At 67.6% G+C, this 23,494-nt stretch carries 19 protein-coding genes and 1 riboswitch; of the genes, 6 read left to right on the forward strand and 13 right to left on the reverse strand.

Translation table 11 applies throughout. The features are described from left to right. The first annotated feature begins 82 nt into the window (after window positions 1-82). Window positions 83-688, forward strand: coding sequence for a GNAT family N-acetyltransferase (locus KRX55_RS00380; RefSeq protein ID WP_370625709.1), 606 nt, complete (start codon window positions 83-85; stop codon window positions 686-688). On the opposite strand, the gene KRX55_RS00385 is transcribed toward KRX55_RS00380, so the two are convergent. Next, window positions 666-1,649 (reverse strand): methylenetetrahydrofolate reductase, encoded by a 984-nt coding sequence (locus tag KRX55_RS00385; RefSeq protein ID WP_218405907.1) that lies wholly within the window; start codon window positions 1,647-1,649, stop codon window positions 666-668. The genes KRX55_RS00380 and KRX55_RS00385 overlap by 23 nt on opposite strands. Before the next feature lie 117 nt (window positions 1,650-1,766). Between KRX55_RS00385 and KRX55_RS00390 the strand changes: the two genes are divergently transcribed. Beyond that, window positions 1,767-2,855, forward strand: coding sequence for a polyprenyl synthetase family protein (locus KRX55_RS00390; RefSeq protein WP_218405908.1), 1,089 nt, complete (start codon window positions 1,767-1,769; stop codon window positions 2,853-2,855). A gap of 10 nt (window positions 2,856-2,865) precedes the next feature. Next, window positions 2,866-4,398: an alpha-(1->6)-mannopyranosyltransferase A gene (locus KRX55_RS00395; RefSeq protein ID WP_370625733.1), complete on the forward strand. Its 1,533-nt coding sequence runs from the start codon at window positions 2,866-2,868 to the stop codon at window positions 4,396-4,398. Here the strand turns inward: KRX55_RS00395 and KRX55_RS00400 are convergent. Then, complete coding sequence (locus tag KRX55_RS00400; RefSeq protein WP_370625710.1) at window positions 4,367-4,732, reverse strand: Rv2175c family DNA-binding protein; 366 nt, start codon at window positions 4,730-4,732, stop codon at window positions 4,367-4,369. The genes KRX55_RS00395 and KRX55_RS00400 overlap by 32 nt on opposite strands. Window positions 4,733-4,880: 148 nt before the next feature. Between KRX55_RS00400 and KRX55_RS00405 the strand changes: the two genes are divergently transcribed. Beyond that, window positions 4,881-7,190 carry a PASTA domain-containing protein gene (locus KRX55_RS00405; protein ID WP_218405910.1) on the forward strand — a complete coding sequence of 770 codons (2,310 nt, stop codon included), beginning with the start codon at window positions 4,881-4,883 and terminating at the stop codon, window positions 7,188-7,190. Window positions 7,191-7,302: 112 nt separating this feature from the next. On the opposite strand, the gene KRX55_RS00410 is transcribed toward KRX55_RS00405, so the two are convergent. Together KRX55_RS00410 and KRX55_RS00415 are read right to left on the reverse strand one after the other, a co-directional pair. Further along, window positions 7,303-8,694, reverse strand: coding sequence for a class II 3-deoxy-7-phosphoheptulonate synthase (locus KRX55_RS00410; RefSeq protein ID WP_218405911.1), 1,392 nt, complete (start codon window positions 8,692-8,694; stop codon window positions 7,303-7,305). 81 nt (window positions 8,695-8,775) lie between these two features. Beyond that, window positions 8,776-9,291: a polyadenylate-specific 3'-exoribonuclease AS gene (locus KRX55_RS00415; RefSeq protein WP_218405912.1), complete on the reverse strand. Its 516-nt coding sequence runs from the start codon at window positions 9,289-9,291 to the stop codon at window positions 8,776-8,778. Window positions 9,292-9,422: 131 nt separating this feature from the next. Here KRX55_RS00415 and KRX55_RS00420 point away from each other — a divergent pair, with 131 nt between their 5' ends. Further along, window positions 9,423-11,726 (forward strand): glycosyltransferase 87 family protein, encoded by a 2,304-nt coding sequence (locus KRX55_RS00420; RefSeq protein WP_218405913.1) that lies wholly within the window; start codon window positions 9,423-9,425, stop codon window positions 11,724-11,726. Here KRX55_RS00420 and KRX55_RS00425 read toward each other — a convergent pair. Then, window positions 11,713-12,459 carry a cyclase family protein gene (locus tag KRX55_RS00425; RefSeq protein ID WP_218405914.1) on the reverse strand — a complete coding sequence of 249 codons (747 nt, stop codon included), beginning with the start codon at window positions 12,457-12,459 and terminating at the stop codon, window positions 11,713-11,715. The genes KRX55_RS00420 and KRX55_RS00425 overlap by 14 nt on opposite strands. 100 nt (window positions 12,460-12,559) lie before the next feature. Beyond that, on the reverse strand, window positions 12,560-14,929 hold the full coding sequence (metE, locus tag KRX55_RS00430) for a 5-methyltetrahydropteroyltriglutamate--homocysteine S-methyltransferase (protein ID WP_218405915.1): 2,370 nt from the start codon (window positions 14,927-14,929) through the stop codon (window positions 12,560-12,562). Between the two features lie 406 nt (window positions 14,930-15,335). Here metE and KRX55_RS00435 point away from each other — a divergent pair, with 406 nt between their 5' ends. Continuing rightward, window positions 15,336-16,217: a sortase gene (locus KRX55_RS00435; RefSeq protein ID WP_255567442.1), complete on the forward strand. Its 882-nt coding sequence runs from the start codon at window positions 15,336-15,338 to the stop codon at window positions 16,215-16,217. A gap of 47 nt (window positions 16,218-16,264) precedes the next feature. On the opposite strand, the gene KRX55_RS00440 is transcribed toward KRX55_RS00435, so the two are convergent. From KRX55_RS00440 to KRX55_RS00470, 7 genes are all read right to left on the reverse strand, one after another. Further along, the gene (locus KRX55_RS00440; protein WP_218405916.1) at window positions 16,265-16,624 is read right to left on the reverse strand and encodes a zinc ribbon domain-containing protein YjdM; all 360 of its coding nucleotides are present in this window, start codon (window positions 16,622-16,624) and stop codon (window positions 16,265-16,267) included. A 52-nt stretch (window positions 16,625-16,676) separates the two neighbouring features. Beyond that, window positions 16,677-18,011, reverse strand: coding sequence for an LssY C-terminal domain-containing protein (locus KRX55_RS00445; RefSeq protein WP_267169060.1), 1,335 nt, complete (start codon window positions 18,009-18,011; stop codon window positions 16,677-16,679). Window positions 18,012-18,094: 83 nt separating this feature from the next. Continuing rightward, window positions 18,095-18,844, reverse strand: coding sequence for a lysophospholipid acyltransferase family protein (locus tag KRX55_RS00450; RefSeq protein WP_218405917.1), 750 nt, complete (start codon window positions 18,842-18,844; stop codon window positions 18,095-18,097). Between the two features lie 99 nt (window positions 18,845-18,943). After that, window positions 18,944-19,909: an ROK family protein gene (locus KRX55_RS00455; protein WP_218405918.1), complete on the reverse strand. Its 966-nt coding sequence runs from the start codon at window positions 19,907-19,909 to the stop codon at window positions 18,944-18,946. A 96-nt stretch (window positions 19,910-20,005) separates the two neighbouring features. Beyond that, a complete protein-coding gene (locus KRX55_RS00460) occupies window positions 20,006-21,148 on the reverse strand; it encodes a glycosyltransferase family 4 protein (protein WP_218405919.1) in 1,143 nt (380 codons plus the stop codon). 18 nt (window positions 21,149-21,166) lie between these two features. Further along, entirely contained in the window at window positions 21,167-22,231 is a 1,065-nt protein-coding gene (locus KRX55_RS11975) for a C40 family peptidase (RefSeq protein WP_370625711.1), read from the reverse strand. 228 nt (window positions 22,232-22,459) lie between these two features. Then, window positions 22,460-23,080 (reverse strand): C40 family peptidase, encoded by a 621-nt coding sequence (locus KRX55_RS00470; RefSeq protein WP_200256786.1) that lies wholly within the window; start codon window positions 23,078-23,080, stop codon window positions 22,460-22,462. 15 nt (window positions 23,081-23,095) lie between these two features. Next, a riboswitch (cyclic di-AMP (ydaO/yuaA leader) is annotated at window positions 23,096-23,261 on the reverse strand. Window positions 23,262-23,494 lie beyond the last annotated feature (233 nt).

Here is a 23,494-nt window from a genome sequence, read left to right on the forward strand (position 1 = left end):
ACCGGACGGCACCCCGTGGAAGCACCGACAACCCACCCCGGGTCGTACACCGAACCGGCCGACCTGTGGTTCGATGGATCATGTGAGTACCGTCATCCGAGCCATGACCCCCCTGGAGTTCGTGAACCACTGCCCCGAGCTGGTCGACCTGTACTGGGCCGCGATGGACCTCGACGCCAGGGGCCTCGGCGGCCATTCGCGCCAGAGCCGCGTGCGGCACTGGCGGAGCCTGGTGCACAACCCGGGGTTCCGCGCCATCTGCGCGGTCACCGACGGCAGGATCACCGGCATCGCCTACGGCATGGACGGCGAGCTCCGCAGAAACTGGACCAGGGCGATCGCCGACGGGCTCGCCAGGTCCGGCGGACGGGACCCACGGTGGCCGGAGATCCTCTCCGACTATTTCGAGATCAGTGAGCTCCACGTCCTCCCCGGAATGCAGGGCAGGGGAACCGGAAGGAAACTACTGACGATGCTGCTCGACGGCGTGCCCCAGCGCTGGGCCCTGCTGTCCACCCCGGAGGTACCCGACGAAGCCAACCGCGCCTTCAGCCTCTACCGCACGCTGGGCTTCACCGACGTGATCAGGTACTTCACGTTCTTCTCGGACCCGCGGCTCTTCGCGGTCCTCGCCGCAGAGCTACCCATCCGCGATCGAGCGACCGTCAACCGACCGAAAGGGAGCTAGTCGACGCCGGGGTCCATTCGGGGGCCATTCCCAGGTTGTGCAGGACCTCCTGCGTCGCCCGGGCGTTGTTTAGCGTCATGAAGTGCAGGTCCGGCGCCCCCTCCGCGATGAGACGTTCCGCCATGTTCGTGGTCCACTCGATCCCCACCTCGCGCACGGCCTCGGCGTTGGCCTTCTCGTCCCCGTCCGCGGCCTTCACCATCCGCCGCTCGAGCTCCTTCGGCAACTGCGCGCTGGACAGCTCGATCTGCCGCCGCAGTGACCGCAGCGAGGTGATCGGCATCAGCCCCGGGATCACGGGCTTGGCACCCTGTTCCGGATCGGCGGCGACCAGCCGGTCACGGAGGCGTAGGTAGTGGTCGCAGTCGAGGAACATCTGGGTGATCGAGTATTCGGCGCCGGCCCGCAGCTTGTTCAGGGTGTGGAGGGTGTCCGACTCCTCGGACACCGCACGGTAGTGGCGCTCGGGGAAGGACGCGACACCGATCTGGAAGTGCCTGGTCTCCGGGAGAGCACGCGTCATCTCGATGAGGTCGATGGCGTAGGTGAGACCTCCCGGGGTGGGCTTCCACTCCCCCGTCGGATTCCCGGGCGGATCCCCCCGCAGTGCGAGAAGGTTGGTCAGCCCGACCCCCGCATACGTCCAGAGGATGTCCTCCAGTTCCTCCACCGTGTGGTTGACCAGGGTCAGGTGGACCAGTGTCGGGAGCGGGCGGCGCGCCAGCTGCCGGGCGATCCGGCTGGTCCGCGAGCGGGTGGATCCACCCGCGCCGTAGGTGACCGAGACGAAGGCGGCCCCGAGCGTGTCGAAGGTCTCCACCGCGTGCCACATGCGCTGCTCCGCGGCGTCATCGCGGGGCGGCATGAACTCAACCGAGAACGGGATACGTCCCGAGGTCGAGCGGGCGATCGCTTCGGTGACCGAGGTCTGGTTGACGGCAGGTGTATGTGAGGAAGACATCTCTGGGTATCTTGTTGGTGTGACAGGAACGGTTGCCCAACGAACCTACCTCGAAATAGACCGCTCTGTTCACAGCACGGTCTATCATCCCCCCTCAGAAACCCCCCGAGGATAAGCATGACCAGCGTAGACACCCACCACGAATTGAGCGCCGTCCCGGACCTCGTCCGGGACCATCTCGCCACTTTCTTCACGGCCCGCAGAGACCGGCTAGCGGAGATCGACGATCACGTCGCCGCGGCGACGGATCTCCTCGAGGAGTTCGTCCTCGGCGGCGGGAAACGGATCCGGCCGCTCTTCGCCTGGGTGGGCTGGCTCGGCACGGAATCGCCGACCGAGAACCCCGACGCGGTCCTGGAGGCCGTGAGCTCCCTGGAATTCATCCAGGCCTGCGCGCTGATCCACGACGACATCATCGATTCCTCCGACACCCGGCGCGGGCGGCCGACCGTGCACCGGATCGTCGAGGAACGCCACCGGACCGCCGGGTGGGCTGGCGATTCCGGCCATTTCGGGATATCCACCGCCACGCTGCTCGGGGATCTCGCCCTCGCCTGGTCCGACGAGATGCTGCTCGGCGCGGACCTGCCGCCCGGACGACTCCGCGCGGCCATGGAACCCTGGTGGGCGATGCGGACGGAGGTCATTGCCGGACAGATGCTCGACATCTACGTCGAGTCGTCCCGGGACGAACGCATCGGCGTCGCCGAGAAGATCAACCGCTACAAGTCCGCCGCCTACACCATCGAACGTCCGCTCCACCTCGGAGCCGCCCTCGGCGGAGCGTCCCCCGAACTCATCTCCGCGTACCGCGGCTTCGGCCACAAGATCGGTATCGCGTTCCAGCTGCGGGATGACCTGCTGGGGGTGTTCGGGAACCCGGAGATCACCGGAAAACCCGCGGGAGACGATCTCCGGGAGGGCAAGAGGACTGTCCTCGTCGCGGAGGCCCTGCGACACCTCGACGCCCGCGACCCGGAGGGCGCCGAACACCTGCGCCGCGGTATCGGCACGGTGACGTCTCCCACGGAGATCGCCGCGCTCACCGAGCTCATCCGGTCCACGGGTGCTCCGGAGCAGGTCGAGAACCGGATAAGTGAGCTGACGGTGGCGGGACTCGCCGAGCTGGACAGGGTGGAGATCACACCCGCGGTCCGGGCGATGCTCCACGATCTCGCGGTCCGATCCACTGCACGGCGAATGTGACGTCGTGACCATTCATCCGCTCCGCACCCTGGAAAGCCTCTCCGCGCGTCACCCCGACGCCCGACCGGCCGGGACCCTGGCTGCCGTGATCATCACACTCGCCTCCTTCGGCGGCGGCGCGATCCGCTACCGGGGTGGCGTCCTCGACTCGATCGGGCTGTCCTTCCTCTCCTACGGTCACGGCGCCGCGATCTCGAACGTCGCGATGTGGCTCGGTCTCGCCCTGATGACACTCGCCTGGGTCCTCCTGGGTCGCGGGGTCCTGGCCGGGAGGGTCAGCGACCGGGCCGTCATCCGCACGCTCGTCTGGTGGGTCTCTCCACTCATTCTCGCCGCCCCGATCCTCTCCAGGGACGTCTACTCCTACCTGATGCAGGGGGCGATGGTCAGGGACGGATTCGACCCCTATTCGCAGGGCGCCGCGGTCAACCCCGGGCCGATGCTGCTCGAGGTTTCCCATGACTGGCGCAACACCACGACCCCGTACGGTCCGCTGCACCTGTGGCTGGGTGACGGGGTGACCACCGTCGCGGGCGACAGTGTCACCCTGGGCGTATTCCTCTACAAACTCATCTCACTCATCGGATTCTGGGGAATCGTCTGGTGCGTGCCCCGCATCGCGGCGCGGATCAACGGCGATGCCGCCGTCGCCCTGTGGTTGGGGGTAGCGAATCCGGTGACGGTGCTCCACCTCATCGGAGGCATGCACAACGAGTCCGTGATGGTCGCGCTGGTGTCACTGGGGATCCTCCTGGCCCTGGATGGACGGTTCACCGCCGCGATGGCACTCGTCGCCGTGTCCGTCGCATTCAAGGCGACCGCGGTCATCGCGCTACCGTTCCTGGTCTGGATGATGCACCGCCACCTCCGGAGACGGGGCCTGCCCCTGGGCTCGGTGGGCGCATTCATCGCCGCCGGCTTCTGGGCGGTCGCCACGACCCTCGTCGTGGTCAGCGCCTGCACCTGGTTGTCCGGTGCGGGATGGGGCTGGATAGCCCAGTTGTCCGGAAACTCGAAGGTGATCAACCCGCTGGCGCTTCCGTCGCTGTTCGCGGGGATCGTGACCCCGGTTCTCGGGCTGGCCGGGGCCGAGGTCAGCTACAACGCGGTACTCGCGGTCATGCGCGAGATCGGGATGGTCGGCATGCTCTTCGGCCTGGCTGTCGCGTGGTGGGTCTTCCGCGGCGATGACCGGAGGAACATCATGGGGATCGCCGCGGCCTACACCGTCGTCGTCACCCTCAATGCGGTCACGCTCCCCTGGTACTACGTCAGCCTCGTGGTGCTCCTCGGGACGTTCGGACCTCCCCGGCGGATCGTCGGGATCACGGTGTGGTGCTCCGTCGTCGTGGCGATGTCATTCACCGGGAGCGGGAACCACCAGATGTACAACGTCGCGTGGATGGGAGTACTGGCGATCGCCGCCTGGTACCTCACCCGGTGGCTGATGTCGGACGCTCACACCGCGGAGCACCGCACCGCCGACGACGCCGGCGCGGTCTCCCGTCCCGTCAGAGACCCGCGGCCTGCGCCCGGCGCATGACCTCCCGGGCGAGGTGCCCGTGGAGGCCGTCCACGGGGCGCCCGGGAAGGGACTCGTCCGGGGTGAACAACCAGTCGAGGATCTCCCGGTCGTCGTAGCCGCCGTCGGACAGGAGCGCGATCGCCCCGGGAACGAAGCGGTTGACGCGGCCCCCCTCGTCGAGGAACACGGCGGGGATCATCCGGCGTCCGTCCACGGAGACGGCGATGAGCTTGCGCTCCCCCAGGAGATCATGGACGCGGGTGACCACGACCCCCATCCTCTCGGCGGCTTCCGGGATACTCAGCAGAGGTTCATCGGCGGGCAGGACTTCACGGGATTCTGGGTAACTCACACCACACAATCTAGCGCGTCGGGGACACCGGTGACGGCGTGGGTGCGGGCGGGGTCTGCCGCAGCGTCGCGGACGAACGGCCTTCTCTCCGCCCGTAGACGGGATCCGCCAGCTGGAACCGGGGGCCGGTATCGTCCATACTGGGGCCATGACACAGCTGGACATCGGCGACGTTCTCGAGGGCCGCTACCGGGTCGACACCCCGATCGCCCGAGGTGGCATGTCCACCGTCTACCGGTGTGTGGATCTGCGGCTCGGACGGAGCGTGGCCGCGAAGGTGATGGACGAGCGCTACGCCGGCGACCCGGTGTTCCGGAACCGCTTCCGGAGGGAAGCACGTTCCATGGCACAGCTGTCCGATCCGTGTCTCGTCAACGTCTACGACACCAGCGCCGACGGCGGCCACGTGTTCCTCATCATGGAACTCATCACCGGGGGGACTCTCCGCGAACTCCTCGCCGAACGAGGTCCCATGCCGCCGCACGCGGCGACCGCGGTGATGCGCAGTGCACTGACCGGACTGTCGGTGGCGCACAAGGCCGGTATGGTGCACCGGGACATCAAACCGGACAACATCCTCATCAACGCCGACGGCCAGGTGAAACTCGCCGATTTCGGCCTGGTCCGGGCCGCCGCGGCCTCCCCCGCCGCGAGTGACAGGATCATCGGAACGGCGAGCTATCTCTCCCCGGAGCAGGTGGAGAACGCCGGAACAGGCCCCGCCAGCGACGTCTATTCCGCGGGCATCGTCCTGTTCGAGTTGTTGACCGGACGCACCCCTTTCACCGGGGAGGACGACACGGCCCGGGCCTACGCGCGTCTCACCGAGGATGTCCCGCCGCCGAGCAGCTGGATCGACGGCGTTCCACCGCTGTTCGACGAACTTGTCGCCACGGCCACCGCCCGCGACCCCGGGGACCGGTTCGCGGACGCCGGCGAATTCCTCGAGGCACTGGAGGACGTCGCGGCTGAACTCGGGCTCGCCGCCTTCCGGGTTCCCGCCCCGCGGAACTCCGCGGCACACCGCGCGACCGGTTTCGTCGACATGCCCACGGACATGCTCACCGGAGCCATCCCGGCTCCCGGTGATCCGCAATCCACCGTGACCACCGGGCCATCCGACTCCGGTACGGAGACGACCCGGTTCCCGGAACAGGAGTCCGGGACGGAGGAGACCCGCATGCTCCCGGTCACCCCGGGGACGCCCACCGGAGCGGATGAGACCACCGTGCTTCCGGAGCAGGACGGTCTCCACGCCGCGGTCCCCCTTCCGCCGACCGAGCCCCCTGCCACGAACCGGGTACCCGCGCCGGAGGAACCGCACTACGGTGGCGGGAACCCGGATCACCTCGATGACGTCTCCTTCAGACCCGCTGTGACCAGTGGATCGAAGCTCGGGCTCATCACCTGGCTGGCGGTTGTCGCCGTCGTGACCGTGATGATCGCCGTGGGTGCGTGGTGGTACGGTTCCGGCCGGTACGGCGAGGTCCCGCAGGTCCTCGGGATGGATCCGGCGACGGCGACGGCCACGGTCACCGAAGCCGGATTCGAGCCCGTGTCCCGCAGCGTCTACGACGACACCGTCCCTTTCGATCAGGTGGTCGGAACCGACCCCCCGGGCGATCAACGGGTTCCCCGGGGTGAGCCGGTCTCGGTCCTGATCTCGCTGGGTGCGCCCACGGTACCGGTACTCCCCACCGATCGCGATCCCGGGCGGTTCAGAGCCGCGCTCAGCGAGCGGACCCTCAGATGGAAGGACGGCGAATCCGTCTACTCCGATGATGTGCCGGCCGGAGCCGTGGTCAGCACCGAGCCCCCGTCGGGAGCGACCGTGCCGGTCGACGGAGCGGTCACGGTCCACCTCAGCAGGGGGCCGGCTCCGGTGAAGATCCCCAAGGTCACCGGAATGTCAGGGGACGAGGCACGTGCCGCCCTGGAGCGGGCCGGATTCACGGTGTCCGCCACGGATGAACGGTTCGACCCTGAGGTCGACGCGGGAGACGCCGTCACGACGGACCCGCCCGCGGGGAAGACCCTGAAACGTGGGTCCGACGTGACCCTCATCGTCTCCAACGCGCTGACCGTGCCCGACATCGTCGGGATGGCCGAAGACGAGGCTCTCGGCGAGCTCTCCGACGCGGGACTCTCGGTGGGCGAGACCGCCCGCTCCGATCTGGTGGGCGCAACCGCCAACGCGGTCATGGACGTCTCCCCGAAACCTGGCGTGCGGGTGGACCCCGCGGACCCCAGGGTGAATCTCCTGGTCGCCAGGAAGGTCAACGTTCCGTTCGTGATCGGCAAGCGCGCGGACGAGGCCCGTAAGCTGCTGGAGGAAGCGGGGTTGCCGTACACGGGACTCGAAGGAACCTCGGACGGGGCCCGCGTCGTGACCCAGTCCCCGGCCGGGAACCGGGATGTCTCCCCCGGTACGACGGTGAAGGTCAGGACGGTCGGGTAGCGACGGAGGGGTTCCCCTCTCCGTGCCCGTCGATCGACCACAGACAGAGACGGAGGGCCCCGGCGGTTTCCCGCCCGGGGCCCTCCGTCTCTGTCGATTCAGCCGGGGAATGCTACTGGTTGCGGAGCATCTCCGCGACGAGGAACGCCAGTTCCAGCGATTGCTGGGTATTCAGGCGCGGGTCGCAGGCGGACTCGTAGCGGCCCGGGAGGTCGATGTCCGTGATGTCCTCGGCGCCACCGAGGCACTCGGTGACGTTCTCACCGGTGAGCTCGATGTGGATGCCACCGGGGTGGGTACCCAGTTCCCGGTGCACCTCGAAGAACCCCTGGACCTCGTCGATGACGTGGTCGAAGTGGCGGGTCTTGTAGCCGTTCGATGAGGTCGTGGTGTTCCCGTGCATGGGATCGCACTGCCAGATGACACGGTGACCGGACTCCTCGACGGCGCGGACGATGTCCGGCAGCACGGTGCGGACCTTGTCGTGGCCCATGCGGGCGACCAGGGTGAGGCGACCGGGCTCGCGGTCGGGATCGATGCGCTCGGCGTAGGCGACGGCCTCCTCCGGGGTGCAGCCGGGACCGATCTTCAGGCCGATCGGGTTCGCGATCAGAGCGGCGAAGTTGACGTGGAAATCGTCGATTCCGCGGGTCCGTTCGCCGATCCACAGCTGATGCGCGGAGAGATCATAGAGCTCGGTCTGCCCGTTCTCGTCCTCCGCCAGTCGCAGCATCGCGCGCTCGTAGTCGACGAGCAGTGCCTCGTGGGAGCAGTAGATGTTCGCTGAATGCAGGTTCTGGTCGTTGACACCGCAGGCGGCCATGAACTTGAGGCCCGCCTCGATCTCCCGACCGAGCTGCTCGTAGCGGGCACCGGCCGGCGAGTTCGCGACGAACTCGCGGTTCCACTCGTGCAGCTTGTGCAGGTCAGCGGTGCCGGATGCGGCGAGTGCGCGGACGAGGTTCAGTGCGGCGGACGCGTTGGCGTAGGCACGGATCATGCGGGCCGGGTCGTGGCGACGTGCCTCCGGGGTGGCCTCGACGGCGTTGACGATGTCGCCGCGGTAGTTCGGCAGCCCGTTCTCGTCGAGATCGGAGGACCGGGGCTTGGCGTACTGGCCGGCGATCCTGGCCATCTTGACCACCGGGGTGGAGGCGCCGTAGGTCAGGACGACGGCCATCTGCAGCAGGGTCTTGACGTTGGCGCGGATGTGCGGCTCGGTGTTCGATTCGAACGTCTCCGCGCAGTCACCTCCCTGCAGGAGAAAAGCCTTGCCCAGTGCAACGTCGGCGAGCTGCTTCTTCAGCCTGCGGATCTCGGGCGCGACAACGACGGGGGGAACGGATTCCAGGATCTTGCGAACATTGTCGGCCTGGCGTTGATCCCAGGTCGGCTGCTGTTTCGCGTCCCTCGCGACAACGCTGTCGAAGCGCTGCCGGATGCCGTCAGGCAACGGGGGCAGATCGGGAAGTTCATCTACTGGGAGGTCTACTGTCCAACTCACGCTACATTCATACCATGCACGCAGCACCCACCGTGCCTTAGCCCCCTGAAAGTACCCGCATCCGCCCGGCGCGACGGTGCCTCAGTACGCGGAGCGCACCCGGTTCCGATCGTCCATCGGGAGATGACGTTTGCACAGCCGGAACTTGTCCAGGTTGTGCCGGGCGTCGACGAGGGCGTCATGGTTCCCCTCGGGAAGGGCCGGAAGTGTGGGCCGTCCGGCGGCCTCCCAGTACTGGCGCAGTTCATGGGTGAATCGGGGCAGCGAGCGGGGCAGCGCCCTCATGTCCCCGAACAGCTGCGCCAGGACCACGTGGTCGTAGGCGCCCACCCACGCCCACAGCTCCGGTGTCCCCGGCCCCCCGGTGAGAAACTCCTCCACCTCATCCCTGATGGTGGCCAGGTTCCGCCACACCGGGGAGCTGATGTTCGGCAGCTGCGACAGCACGTGGCGCTTCACCCAGTCGTTCGCGCGCCGTGGATCGAATTCGGTCGACACCGCGTAGTACTCGCGGCCGTCCTCCGCGACGATCCCGATGGAGACCAGTTCTATGGTGCGACCGTCCTCGATGAATTCGGTGTCGTAGAAGAAACGCACGGAAGAGCACCTCACTGTTCGTCGATGGTCCGGTCGGATCGGCGGCGGCGCCCGGACCGCAGCACCACCCGACCCAGACTATCGGGCTGCACCGTTCCGCCGACGGGCCGGGGCGGATAGAATCCCGGGTCATGTCTGATTCCGACCCCGGCACCGCCTCCGGCCACAGGTTCGAAACGGTACCTGTCGTTCTCCGGGCCACCGCACTTCTCGCGGTAATCGTCTCGATGATCCCGATGGTGTTCAACCTGTCCCGCCCGGACAACGGGCGACTGCTCCGCTACCACATAGACTTCGACGTCTACCGGAGCGGCGGGCGCGCGCTGATCGACGGCGTTCCGCTCTACACCGTGTCGTTTCCGGTCGGCGGCATAGAACTGCCCTTCACCTATCCGCCGATCGCGGCCATCTTCTTCGCGCCCACCGCACTCGTGGACAGGGATCTCGGTGCCGCCCTGCTGAATGTCGTGGGCGTCGCCGCCCTGTGGTGGTGTCTCGTCGTCGTCCTCGACCGGCTCCGCCCGAACTGGGACCCGGCGACGGGGAGAACGGTGTCACTCGTGCTCCTCGCGTTCCTGCTGCGCCTCGAACCGGTAACGGAGACGCTCAACTTCGCGCAGGTCAACATACTCCTGATGGCCGCCGTCATCTTCGATGTCCTGTCCCGGCGAACCCGGATTCCCCGGGGCACCCTCATCGGCCTGGCTGCGGCGATCAAACTGACCCCCGCGGTGTTCGGCCTCTACTTCCTGGTACGGCGGGAATGGCGTTCCGCCGGGGTCTGTGCGCTCTCCGGAGTGGGATTCACCGCTCTCGCGTGGTTGATCACCCCGGCCGACTCCGCCGAGTACTGGCTGCACACCCTGTCCGACCCCGACCGGATCGGGCAGCTGTCCTACAGTGGCAACCAGTCGATCCGCGGAGTTCTCGCACGCATCGTCGGCGAGGGACTCCAGGTGCCGCTCTGGTTCCTCGCCGTCCTCGCCGTCCTCGCCGCGGTGATCGTGGCCATGCGCCGGGCGGTGGCGCACGGCGCTTTCCTCGGTGCGCTCCTGCTGAATGCGGCGGTGGCGCTTCTGTGTTCCCCGGTGTCGTGGACCCACCACTGGGTGTGGATCGCCCCGGTGATCGTGGTCCTCGGGGGCCGCGCCCTGGACCTGCGGGGCACCCGCGCGGGCGCGTTGGCCTTCTGGCTGGCGGCGTCCTTCTTCACCGCGGCGGTCGTCGCCCCGCACTGGACCCTCCCCTACCGGGGTGCCGAGGAGGACTGGTCACCGGTGGCCCTTCTCGTCGGCGGGACCTACGTCCTCCTTGCGGTGATCCTGATCGGCGCGGCCACGGTCGCCCCGGAGGTCCTCGGGGGCGGCCCGGGTCGGCTCGGATCAACCCCCGCCCGACTGCCCGCGTGGCCGGGTGCGGTGCTGGCGGCCGTCGTCGCCGTCATCTCCTCGGGAGCTGTCGGCGGGACCACTCCGGGGGTCGTCCCGAACGACGTCAGCCAGGAGTCGGCGTCGGTGATCGAGGAGGTGCTCGCGGCCGGCGGCGGAGGGGACGCATCCTCGTGGTCGGGACTCGCCGTCGTCGTGGTTCTGGCACTGCTCGGGCTTCTCGTGGTCGTGCCCGTGACGGGGTGGCGCGTGATCGGGTTCGCCGCTCCGGTCATCATGCTGGCACTGCCCGTCCGGCTCGGCCTCTGCGCCGCCCCCCTGACACTCCTGGCGGTGGGACTGCTCACCGTGGACGCCTTCGCACCCAGGATCGGGAGACTCCCGCGCGGGGTGCTGTCCGGGGTGGCGGTGGGACTGTCCGGGTGGCCGGTGCTCGCCCTCGGTGCGGTGGCGCTCCAGGGTGGTCGACGTGCCGTGGCGACGGTGCTGGCGTCGGGGGCCGTGGTCCTGGTCGCGGTGTGGCCTGTCGCCGGTCCGCTTCCCGGTTTGACGGGTCTGCCGCTCGATTCCGCCCTGAACGCCTCCCCGGCCGGACTCTTCGCCCGGGTCACGGGGAGCGCCAGCCCGCTGGTGACGGTGATTCCGACGGTGGTCGCCGCGGTGTTCCTGGCCTGGACCCTGTACAGGTTGCGGAACTCCGGCGCCACGACGGCAGAGCGGGCGGCCGTGTGGCTGACCGTGCCGCTGCTGGTCCTGCCCATGGTCCCGGTGCAGCGGTGGGCCCTCGCCGTACCACTGATCGTGGTGCTGCTGATGAGGGTGCGGTCCGGGAGCGACAGCGGGGACGCCCGGATCACCGGGGCGGCTGCATTCGGTGCCTGGTTGCTGGTGTCGTTCTGGCCGCCCACCGCGCTCGAGTCATCCCTGCCCGGGTACACCGGGGGCGGGAATCCGTTGACCGAGCTCCTCGCCCTGACGCCGGTGCTCTACCTCGTGGTCACTCTGATTCTGCTGTCCCGCGGACCCCGGCGGGTCACGGGAGGATAGCGAACACCCTGGCCGGGAACCCGGTCCCGTCCTTCGGCTTCGCCCAGGTCGCGACGACGAGGGCACCGGTCTCGGGGAGCTGGTCGAGGTTGGTGAGCAGTTCGATCTGCCACCGGTCCTGCTGGAGCAGGAACAGTTCGGTCGGGAGTGCTCCCCCACTGACCACGACTCCGGGGTCGGTGTCCGTGGTCTCGTGGCCGATGGCGGTGATGCCGCGTTCCTCCAGGAGGAACCGGACGACCTCGATGTTCCAGGCCGGGTAGTGGAACACGCCGTCGGCGTCGGCGTTGAACATGGCGTCGGCGTCGGGCCAGCGTTTCGACCAGCCGGTCCGCAGCGCGACGAATCCGCCCTCGGGGATGCGGCCGTTACGTTCCTCCCACGCGAGGACGTCGTCGACGGTCGGGGTGTAGTCCGGGTCTCCGGCGACCTGTTCCGTGACGTCGAGGACGGCCAGCGGGAGGATCATCTCGTTGACGGGAAGCTCATCGAGGGTGCGCGCGCCGTTGACGAAGTGGATCGGGGGGTCGACGTGGGTGCCCCACTGGCCGACGAAGCGGTACTCGTCGACCGTGAATCCGTGATCGGTGACGGTGAACAGTCTGGTGCGCTCCTCATCGGGTAGCGCGGAGAACTTCGGTTGTCCGGCATGGAACGCGTGCGTGAGATCCACGTAGCGGTGTCCGTTGCGGAGCCGGGTGGCGAGTTCCCAGAGTGAATTGTTGTCGGTCATGGTGTGTCCTCGGAAAAGGGGGTTCGGGAAAGGGAGACCCCGCGGTCGTCGTGCGTGTCGACGGCCGCGGGGGTCTGTTCGGGTGGGTACCGCCCGTGTGTCAGACGGCGGAGCGGGCGTTCTTCGCCGCGGCGACGAGAACCTCGATGCTCGCGGTCGTCTCGGGCCAGGCGCGGGTCTTCAGACCACAGTCCGGGTTGACCCAGAGCTGGCGGGGATCGACGGAGTCGAGAGCGGCGGCGAGCAGCTCGTCGACCTCGCCCCGGTCGGGGACGCGCGGTGAGTGGATGTCCCAGACGCCGGGGCCGACACCGGCGTGGAAACCGGAGTCCTTCAGCGCGGAGAGCACCTGCATGCCGTTGCGGGCGGCCTCGATGGAGGTGACGTCGGCGTTGAGATCACTGACCGTACCGATGAGCTCGTTGAACTCCGAGTAGCACATGTGGGTGTGGATCTGGATGTCGGCGGCGACACCGGAGGTCGCGAGCCGGAAGGATCCGACGGCCCAACGGAGGTAGTCGGCCTGCTGCTCGGCCTTCAGCGGGAGGAGCTCGCGGATGGCGGGCTCGTCGACCTGGATGATCTTCGCGCCGGCGTCGACGAGGTCGTCGATCTCGTCGCGCAGTGCGAGGGCGACCTGGTCGGCGGTCTCACCGAGCGGCTGGTCGTCGCGGACGAAGGACCAGGCGAGCATGGTGACCGGGCCGGTCAGCATGCCCTTGACGGGCTTGTCGGTGAGGTCCTGCGCGACGCGGAACCAATCGACGGTCATCGCGGTCGGGCGGGTGACGTCGCCGAAGAGGATCGGCGGGCGGACGCAGCGGGAACCGTAGGACTGGACCCACGCGAGATCGGTGGAGTGGTAGCCCTCGAGCTGCTCGGAGAAGTACTGCACCATGTCGTTGCGCTCGGGCTCACCGTGGACCAGGACGTCGAGCCCCAGTTCCTCCTGGCGGCGGATGACGTCGGCGATCTCGTTCTTCATCGCCTGCGTGTACTGCTCGTCGGTGAGCTCGCCCTTCTTGTGGGCCGCGCGGGCGCGCCGGATCTCGGTCGTCTGGGGGAAGGAACCGATGGTGGTGGTGGGCAGCGGCGGCAGGCCGAGTGCCTCGCGCTGGGCGGCGACACGGGTGTCGTAGTCGTCGCGGTCGCGGTCGGCGTCCGTGACGGCCGCGGTACGGGAGCGCAGCTGCTCGTTGTGGGTGCGGGCGGATCCCCGGCGTGAGGCGACGGCCTTGGCGGACTCCTCGACCGTCGCGCGGTCGGCATCGTCGTCCGCACCGGTCAGGGTGCGGGCGAGAAGTGCGACCTCGGCGGCCTTCTCCGCGCCGAAGGCGAGCCAGGAACGCAGCTCGGCATCGTCGTCGAGGGAGGTCTCCTGGGCGAGGGAGTAGGGGACGTGCAGAAGCGAACTCGAGGTGGACACGGCGACGGGGCCGCGGGCCTTCAGGGCCTTCAGGGTGTTCAGCGCGGCACTGAGGTCCGTGCGCCAGATGTTGCGGCCGTCGACGACTCCGGCGACGAGCAGTTCCTCGCCCTTCCAGGACGGGAGGAGCTCCGCGTCCGGGGTGGCGGTGGCGCCGGAGCGACGCTCGTCGGTGCGACCGGTGACGAGGTCGATGCCGATGGCTGCGACCCCGGTTCCGGTGAGGGTGCGGACGGCGACATCGCCGTCACCGAAGTAGGTCTGGACCAGCAGCTCGGGCGCGCCGGGGGCGGCGGCCGCGGCGGCGGCGAGACGCTCGTACGCGGCGCGGGTGCGGGCGAGCAGTTCCGCACGGCGGGCGGCATCGCCTGCGATGTCGGTGACCAGCCAGGGCTCGTCGAACTGGATCCAGGAGACGCCCGCCTCGGCGAGGTGACCGATGAGGGTGACGTAAGCCTCGGTGACCGTGTCCAGGTGGTCCAGCGCGTCGGAACCGTCCGTGGTGCGCGCGAGCGCCAGGTAGGTCAGCGGACCGACGACCACGGGACGGACCGGGAAGCCGCCCGCGGCCAGTTCCTTCACGTCGGCGACGAACGCCGTGTCGTCGAGTTCGAACCGGGTGTCCGCGGTCAGTTCGGGGACGATGTAGTGGTAGTTGGTGTCGAACCACTTGGTCATGGCCGACGCGGGAAGCTCGGCGGTTCCGCGCGCCGCGGCGAAGTAGCGGTCGATGTAGGCCGGCAGATCGTCGCCGTCACCGGTGCTCTCGTGGTCCGCGATGTCGCGGACCCGGGCGGGGAGCACTCCGAGCAGCGCCGAGGTGTCGAGGATCTGGTCGTAGAAGCTGCGTCCGATGGTGGGGACGGAGTCGAGACCGGCGTCGACGAGATCCGCAGCGGAGTTGCGGGCCAGAACACGGGCGGTCTCCGCGAGAGCGGTGCCTGTCGAGGAGTCGCGCCAGTAGGTTTCCAGTGCCTTCTTCAGCTCGCGCTTCGGTCCGATGCGGGGCACACCTGCGACGGTGGCGGTAATCGAGTTGCTCATGATGGGTGGAGGGTCCTTTGTGTTCGTCTTGAACAGATCGGTTTTGACCGCCGGAGCGGCCCGTGATGGCCTGCGGCCGTGGAAACAAGCCAATACTAGACCGCTTTGTCTGTCAAGTGGGACCGCTCCCACGCCCGTCCCGGGCCACGCCGGAAAGACCGGGGCGGTTCATCACGTGGCGGCCGCAAAATGCCGTTCAACAGCACAGACGATCACCTGACGGCGTTCCACGGCACGCGCCCGTCGGAGATCACCCTCTCCCCACGATGCCCACCCCCGGAAAACACGCGCTCCACCTCACCGCCGCGCCATTCGACGGACCGGTCTGTCTAACCCGTAGCCGTACCACGACCTCCTCCACCCCGGTGCTGGTGGAGACCCGTCATGCCTGCGTACCATGGGCAACATGAACGAAGCCCCCACCGGTGTCCGTCCCCACCTCCGTACAGTCCTCTCCGTACTCGGAGTGGTTCTGCTCACCATCGCCACCGTCGTGCTGGTGGCCGCCAGTACCGCCGGGTCATCCCGGGGCCAGGCGGACCCGAATCCGCCGTCCACGACGATGGTCGGCTCAACGGAAGCCGCGCCGACGCCGTCGACCTCCCCGGCCACGTCCGACCCGATCACTTCAGAGAGCACGACGCAGGTTCCTCCGGCGGCCCCCGAACCCGCTGATACGGCGGCCGGGGAGCCTGTCGCTCCGCAGCCTCCCGCAGCGCAGATCGCCTCTCCTGCGGCCGTCGTCGGTGGGCCGGGTCTCGGGGCGAACGGGGTGTTCCGGATGACCGGTCCCGCACCTGTAGACGGTGCCGATTACGGCCCGATGGCCTACGTTCTGCCACTGAACCCACCGGGCCCGCAGAACAGCATGGTGCGGTGGGTCGACGGCATGGGGGTCTCACCCGGTGCGGCGGAACGGGGCACCGTCTACGTCCTCGGACATGCCTGGGCACAGCAGTGGCTCGTATTCAACGGTTTCTCCGAACTGGCCACGCGGTCGGTCGACCTCGGTGCCCCACCCCAGCAGGTACCGGCCTACGGTGGTGGAACCGTGCGACGCTGGGCGACGCCGGTCCTCAACGGTTCCCGGATCACCATGTCCGATTCCGGAGGGCGAAAGCGTGAGTGGACGGTGGACAACACCTGGCTCGTCCCGAAGTCGGACGCCATCAACGACATAGAGCTCAATTCCACGGATATCCCCGGACGCATCATCCTCATCGCCTGCTCCGTGGGCGACGGACGCGATCTGGACTACAACGTGATCGTGTCCGGGCACCTGGTCTGACACCCGCGCCGTTGATCAACGGCACAGGGCGTCGATGTACCGCCCGGCTACGCCTTTCGGACGACCGATGACTTGAGCTGCATGGCTCCGAATCCCTCGATCCTGCAGTCGATGTCGTGGTCGCCGACACCATCCACCAACCGGATTCCCTTGACCTTCGTCCCGGCTTTGATCGGCTGAGCGGAACCCTTCACCTTCATCGTCTTGATGACTGTGACGGTGTCCCCGTCGTGCAACGGGTTGCCGACGGAATCGACGATCACCGTGTCCCCGCCGCCGGCCGGATCCGGGGTCTCCTCGCCGGGTGCCCACTCGTGGGCGCATTCGGGACAGATGATCAGGGCGTCCAGCGGATAGGTGTACTCACAGGCGCATTCGGGGCACGGGGGTGTTGTGGTGTCGGTCATGATGTCCATCCAACCACGTCACACCGCAACCTCCCCCATCACCGTCTCCGCGTCAGCCCACCTCCGGACCCCGGTGATGCCGGGGCAGCGGCTCACGGCCGCTCACCCGTGTGCTCCACACACGGGCGGCGTCACCGGACAGGGCGAGCAGCAGCACGATGTTCGCTCCGACCGCCGTCGCCGCGCCCAACCCGTTGAATTGATCACCGGCGAGCTCGATGATCGCGCCGTCGACGAGGAGATTGAACAGAGCGAAACCGAGAAGACAGATTCTCGCACCGCCGCTTCCCCTCCAGGTGCGCCACGCGCAGTAGAGGAGCCCCAGGTAACTGATCCCGCGGAGAACCTCCAGCGCGACACCCGGTCCCGTCCCGGCCTCTCCGATGAACTGTTCCAGCGTCTGGACGTCAACGATGATGTCGGCGACGACGCCGACGAGAGCGAGCAGCACTCCGGCGATGACGGAAGATGGTCGTTTCACCCCCGAATCCGGCGCGTACCGGGCCGGCAGATCGGGATCGGCACTCGCGGCGGCGCCAGCCGCGGGGTCCCGGATGTCGGGGTATCCGCGCGCGGCCCGGACCACCGCAGGTGGAAGGTCACCGTAATCCGTGGCCGAGGCACAACCTGTCAGATCGATGACCGGGAGATCTCCGTCCGTGTGCACCTCGTCACCGCCACCGTTGCGGGAGTGGTAACCGGTGGAGAATTTCTCGATCACCCGGTGCCGGATCCCGGGATCGGCGCCCTCCAGGGAACTCACGATGTGATCACGTTCGACGTCGATGTCGGCGTCGATCTTGTGGGTGATCTGCAGAGTGAACAGGGAGAGCCCCACAGCTCGGTCGTACGTACCGGCGGCCACCCACTGCGCCCGGATGCCACCTGGCAGGTACCAGCCGTCGGGGCAACGCCAGAACCGCACGTGGTGCCGTTGTGATGCGTTGCCGTCGACCTCCTGCTGATAGGCGAGGCACTGCTTCCTCCCGAACACCAGGAGTGGACTCACCGGCGCCTGCGGGTAGCTCTTCCGGAGCAGTGCCGAGCGGATGATCCCGAGTGAACTGCGCAGCGTGACGTCGTCGGCGAGAATCCACCCCGCCTTCGTCATGGCCCGGTGAATCTCCCGGGCGGTCCCGTCCAGGGCGAGATTGATCGGATCCCCCAGCAGGCCGTCGGAGGTACGCGCTCGACCGATGAAGTAGTCCGGTACGTAGATCGCGGTCAGGAGGCTGTGGATGCGCGGAAGCACCAGGTATGCGACGACCCCCCAGAACGGGAGCAGCAGCACGAGGTGGAGTATCCGGGTACTGAACGATGCACGGAAGATGTCGACCGCCAGCATGACGGCTGCGAGTGTGGCGACGATGAAGAAGAAGACGTCCACGGCACGGCCGGGATGAGTCGCCCAAGCGGGTCCGGTGTGGATCTTCCGGGGATATGGCCTCTCCCGAGTACCGTCCACCGTGTTCACCGTACCCGGTTGTAGACGGGTTCGATGCCCTCGGGATACCCGTGTCCTGCAGCCAGCGACTGCTTGACGTCCGCGGCATAGCAGTCGACGTATTCGTTGCCGGTCATCTCCACGAGAACCTCGATGATTCTGTCGGTCAGGGCTCTCGCTGCTTCGTAGCTGTCCTTGTCGAGTCCCCGGGAGGTGATGAACTCCATCGGGTCGATGGGCGAACCGATGTGCATACCGACTTTCGCGGGCCGGGGTATCCAGGTCCCGATCGGGTTCGCCCGCCGTGTGCCGAACATGGCTACGGGTATCACGGGTGCTCCGGTGGCCAGGGCCATCCGGGCGACGCCCGTCTTCCCCCGGTAGATCCGCCCGTCCGGCGACCGCGTGCCCTCCGGGTAGATTCCCAGGATCTTTCCCTCGCGGACGAGTTTGATGCCGGTCTCGATGGCCGAGCGTGCCGCGTTACCCGAACTCCGGTCTATCGGAACCTGACCGACGGAGAGGAAGAAGGCACGCTGCAGCTTCCCGACGATTCCCCTGCCGGTGAAGTACTCCTGTTTGGCGAGGAAGGTCACCCGCCTGGGGATGAGCAGCGGAAGGAAGAACGAGTCCATGACCGTCTGGTGGTTGGAGGCCATGATGGCGCCTCCCTCGGCGGGGACGTTCTCGACGCCCCGGACCTCGGGGCGGTTGTAGAGCCGCAGGAACGGCCCGATCACCACCTGCTTGAACAGCCAGTACCACTTGATCTTCATGGCGTCATACGCTCCTTCAACGAGATGACTCGAAACCTGTACGGCGACCGTTGCGGCCGATGTCCGCATGCGACGGGTGTCTCCCGAAGCCCACCGGGCTCAGCAGCCACCGCTACGGGCGAGATCCGCCACGCCGATCATACCTGCGTCGGCACCCAACTCCGCGGTGGCCAGGCGTGCCACCGGACGGTGTCCGGCTCCGACGATGGATTCCTCGAACCGCAGGCGCGCCTCCTCGAGCCAGAGATCCGAGTCGGTGGAAACGCCTCCACCGATCACTATCAACTCCGGATCGAGGATGTCCGCGACGATGCTCAGACCCTGCCCCAACCAGCCTGTGTAGTCGGCCACCGCGGCTGTCGCGACCGGATCTCCCCCCCTGGCGGCAGCCATGATGGCGCGCCCGGTGAGTTCGCCGCCACCGTTCTCCCGGTAGGCGGCCGACAGTCCGTATGTACCGTCGGCACCCCGGTCGATGATCTCTCTGGCGGTCTCGACGAGTGCGGTGCCCGAACAGTAGCGTTCGAGGCAACCGGATTTACCGCAGGAACACGGTCGTCCGTCCCGGACGACCGTCAGGTGTCCGAACTCGGGGGCCGTTCCGTAGGCGCCACGGTAGAGCCTGCCGTCGATCATGAGCGCACCACCGATCCCGGTGCCCACCGCGAACAGGGTCCACACCCGCGCCCCCCGTGCCGCCCCGAAGCGGTACTCCCCCCATGCCGCGGCGTTCGCGTCGTGCTCGAGGGTCACCGGAATACCGAGCTGCTCCTGCAGCGTGTCTCGGACCGGTGCGTCCCGCCACGGCAGGTGCGGTGCGAAACGGACCGTGGTGCAGTCGGGATCGAGGAATCCCGCCACCGCGAGACCGACGGCACCCACCTCGTACCGACGGCCGTGGTGGGCGACGATCTCCGCCACCGCGGATTCGAGTTCATCCGCGGTGGCCGGTGTGGGCACCTGGGCGGAGTCGATGATGCGGCCCGTGGCGTCCACCGCAGCACCCCGGAGGTTGGTCCCACCGATATCGAAACCGACGGTGACCGAACCCGATGGGAGTGGCATGTGCGCACCTTGCTTCTTTGACGTCCTGATCAACAACCTGGCCATTATATCGGGAGGTAACCGAAACTCCCCACTTGCGGCCCGACGCCCGGGCCACTAAATCGATGCAGTTCCGGACAGCACGTTCCGCAGACGCCCGCCCATGATGTCCCATGTCCAGTTCCCGAGGACGTGTCTCCTCCCCGCTTCAGCCATCCGTTCCCTCAGTCGGTCGTCGTCCAGCAACCGGATCAACGAATCCGCCAGAGCGGCCGTGTCACGCCCTCCGACGACGATCCCGGTCTCCGGTGTCACCGTCTCGGGCGCCCCGCCGGAATCACCCGCGATGACCGGCACGCCACTCGCCTGGGCCTCGAGGTACACGATCCCGAGACCTTCCACATCGAGACCACCGCCCCGGGTCCTGCACGGCATGGCGAAGACGTCCGCTGCGGCGAGAAGCCGTCGCATGGCGGAGAAGTCGAGTTTTCCGGTCAACCGGACGTTGTCCGCGATGGCTTCCGGGATCATCGAGGCGAGCCTGCGGCGGTAGCTCCCCTCCCCGACGATGAGCAGCCGCGCGTCAGGGTGCCGCGACACCACCGCCGGCATCGCACGGATGAGCTGGTCCTGCCCTTTTCGCGGGACAAGGCGGGAGATGCAGACGATCAGCGGCGCCGCCGGGGGAATCCCGAACAAGCGTCTCGTCTCCATTCGCTCCGCCGCCGGGGCGGGCCGGAACAGCGTCGTGTCCACTCCGGAGGGCAGCGGGCTGAAGGTGACGTCCTCTCCGAAGGCGCTCCGGAACCTCCCCAGGGTGTAGTCGGAGATGTAGGTGATGTGGTCGCAGCCCGCGCCGATCCTGCGGAGAGCGGATCTGGCCCCCGGGAGCATCGACCACCCGACCTCGTGTCCGTGGGTCGAGGCCACGATCCGCCGCGCACCGGCACGCCGTGCAGAAGGCGCCATCAGCGCGAGCGGCGCCGCAGCACCGAACCACACGGTCTCTATGCCCTCCTCCCGGATGATCCGTTCCATCTCACGGGACGTCGCCGGGGTGGGCAGCATGACCCTGCGGTCCCACCGGTACACCCGGTACCGGACCCCGGCATCGTGCTCCGCTGCGGCGACCCGGTCCTGGGTCGAGGCGAAGACGACCGTTTCCCCGGGGTCCAGGGTGTCGACGTAGTCCCTGAGGTAGGACTGTATGCCTCCGAGGGTGGGCGGGAAATCGTTGGTGACGAGGAGCGTCCGGGTCATCGACAGGGTCGCCCGCGGTCAGTAGCGGCGCGCGCCGACGAAAGGCATGGAGTCCATCGGGACCACCTGGACCGGGATCCCGTAATCCGAGGCGTGGATGACCATGCCGTCGCCGGCGTAGATACCGACGTGTGTCGCCCCCGGGTAGTACCCGATGACGTCACCCGGCTGCAGCTGGTCCCGGCTCACCGGAACACCCCCGGCCATCTGTGCCTGGGAGGTCCTCGGGAGATGCTTGCCCTGCTGGGCGTACGCCCAGACGACCAGACCCGAGCAGTCGAAGGCGTTGGGGCCGGTGGCTCCCCAGACATAGGGGGCGCCGATCTTGGTCATGGCCTGCTCGAGCGCCGACATACCGGAAGGATTCAGCCCCATGATTCCGTCCAGCGAGTGATCGACGGGGCCGTTCTTGTTGATCCACGCGAGCTTCTCCGCCGCGGACATGCTCTCGACCCGTTCACGGATCTCGGAGGTTCGGCGATCCAGCTCCGTGCGCTCCTCCTCGAGTTTCTCCCTGCGTACACGGAGGTCGCCCGCCTGGAACTCCGCCTGAGCCTGGGCCCGCGACACCGCACCACGGGCCTCTCCGGCACGGGCCCGGGCCTCCTCCAGAACCCGCACGGAATCGGAGTACCGACGGGAAAGCGCATTCATGTACGCGGACCGGTCGATGGCCTCCTGGGGCCCCGTGGCATCGATGAGCATGGTCAACGGATCGACGGTCACTCCACGGTAGCGGGACTGGGCGATCCGGTCGACCTCGGCACGAGCATCGTCCACCGCATGATCGGCCGAGTCGACCTGCTCCCGGGCCTCCGCCGCGCGCTTCGCGAGCTCCTCGAGTTCCCGTTCCCGGTCGATCAGCTGTTCCTCCAGCGCCTTGACCTCCTCCGTGTGAGCCTCGGCCTCATGGGAGAGGCGATCGAGCTCATCGATCAGGGAACCGAGGTCACCGGACTCCGGTGAAGCCACCCGGGTCTCCACCGGATCCGCTGTCGCCGGCGAGATCGACGAGAGGGATACACCGACAACGGCGATGCCTGCGAGCACCGGACGGAGACGACGGGACCTGGGGAGCTGCACGGAAAGACTCACCTTCGGGGAGAACGAACTGGAGGGTGCAGATCTCCTCGGAGCGCTGCACCCCTTGACTATAGAACGCGGAACGGCATCCGGTAAACGGGCGATCCGCTGATCCGGCCGGAAAAACCGGAGGTTGTGACGGTTGTTTCTGATGTTCCGGGAACTGACGGAACTGAGGCCGCCATCCGGGTTTACCGGAGGACGGCCTCAGAAGATGGCGACCGAAGATCAGTAGCGGACCGCCGAGTGGAACGGCATGTAGTCCAGGGAGGTCTCGGACAGCGGGGTCCCGGACTGGATGGCGTGGATGACCGTGCCATGACCGGAGTAGATCCCGACGTGGGAGGCACCCGAGTAGAACGCGACGATGTCGCCGGCCTGCAGGTTGTTGTAGGAGACCGGGGTTCCTCCGGCGGCCTGCGCGTAGGACGTGCGGGGGATGCTCTTACCGACCTGAGCGTAGGCCCAGGAGGTCAGGCCGGAGCAGTCGAAGGCGTTCGGACCGGTTGCACCCCAGACGTAGGGGGAACCGATCTTGGAACGGGCTGCGTCGACGACCTGCTGACCCTGGCTCGCCGGCTGAGCGACGGGTGCCGCGGCGATGGCCGAGTAATCGGCTTGGGCGGCCTGTCCCGCGAGCGAGGGAACCCACTCGGTGATACCCGGGACCGACGCGATGTTGGGGATGTTCTCCAGTCCCGCGACCTCGAACGTGATGTCGGTGTTGGGAACGTGAACCTGTGCGGCCTGTGCCGGGCCCGCCAGAGCGGCGGTGGCACCAAAAGTCACGACGGATGCAATTGCTGTGCGCTGGACCGTCTTGTTGCTACGGCGGCTGTGCTTACCCACGAATGAATCTCCAAATCTTCCAGTGTTGTCTACCTGCCGGGTTAGCTGTCGGGTTCGGAAGCGGAAGGCTCCTACCCCACTCCACGGACGCCACGTGTGACGGCGGCCGTTCTAGTGCGGGACTCACCCCAGAAAGCTCGGTTGTCGGGTCCCCGGCTCGCGGTCCCGGTCGCGGACGGTGGTTCCGTCTCCGACCGAGGGTGCGAAAAGGCGCATTTTTCGGTTCTCATTGGCGGTGCTCCCGGGAAGTTCCCGTCGCCTGCCGCAATGTCTCGATCAGATTACGAAACGGATAACAACATGTCCACTCGAACCCCGGTGCAAGGGTCGTTATCCGTCCGTTATCGTTTCTACATTATTTCTGAACCGATCCACATCGCGGAGAACCCACCAATCTCCTTCATGGCAACCGCC

This window comes from Corynebacterium sp. TAE3-ERU16 (genome assembly GCF_019209935.1).
GTDB classification, from domain to species: Bacteria; Actinomycetota; Actinomycetes; order Mycobacteriales; family Mycobacteriaceae; genus Corynebacterium; species Corynebacterium antarcticum.

What these genes read in the sequence shown, in the direction of transcription:
- KRX55_RS00450 (WP_218405917.1), bottom strand. Translation starts at nt 18,844, where the DNA reads ATGAAGATCAAGTGGTACTGGCTGTTCAAGCAGGTGGTGATCGGGCCG.
- metE (WP_218405915.1), bottom strand. Translation starts at nt 14,929, where the DNA reads ATGAGCAACTCGATTACCGCCACCGTCGCAGGTGTGCCCCGCATCGGA.
- KRX55_RS00405 (WP_218405910.1), top strand. Translation starts at nt 4,881, where the DNA reads ATGACACAGCTGGACATCGGCGACGTTCTCGAGGGCCGCTACCGGGTC.
- KRX55_RS00425 (WP_218405914.1), bottom strand. Translation starts at nt 12,459, where the DNA reads ATGACCGACAACAATTCACTCTGGGAACTCGCCACCCGGCTCCGCAAC.
- KRX55_RS00435 (WP_255567442.1), top strand. Translation starts at nt 15,336, where the DNA reads ATGAACGAAGCCCCCACCGGTGTCCGTCCCCACCTCCGTACAGTCCTC.
- KRX55_RS00390 (WP_218405908.1), top strand. Translation starts at nt 1,767, where the DNA reads ATGACCAGCGTAGACACCCACCACGAATTGAGCGCCGTCCCGGACCTC.
- KRX55_RS00385 (WP_218405907.1), bottom strand. Translation starts at nt 1,649, where the DNA reads ATGTCTTCCTCACATACACCTGCCGTCAACCAGACCTCGGTCACCGAA.
- KRX55_RS00455 (WP_218405918.1), bottom strand. Translation starts at nt 19,909, where the DNA reads ATGCCACTCCCATCGGGTTCGGTCACCGTCGGTTTCGATATCGGTGGG.
- KRX55_RS00420 (WP_218405913.1), top strand. Translation starts at nt 9,423, where the DNA reads ATGTCTGATTCCGACCCCGGCACCGCCTCCGGCCACAGGTTCGAAACG.
- KRX55_RS00440 (WP_218405916.1), bottom strand. Translation starts at nt 16,624, where the DNA reads ATGACCGACACCACAACACCCCCGTGCCCCGAATGCGCCTGTGAGTAC.
- KRX55_RS00460 (WP_218405919.1), bottom strand. Translation starts at nt 21,148, where the DNA reads ATGACCCGGACGCTCCTCGTCACCAACGATTTCCCGCCCACCCTCGGA.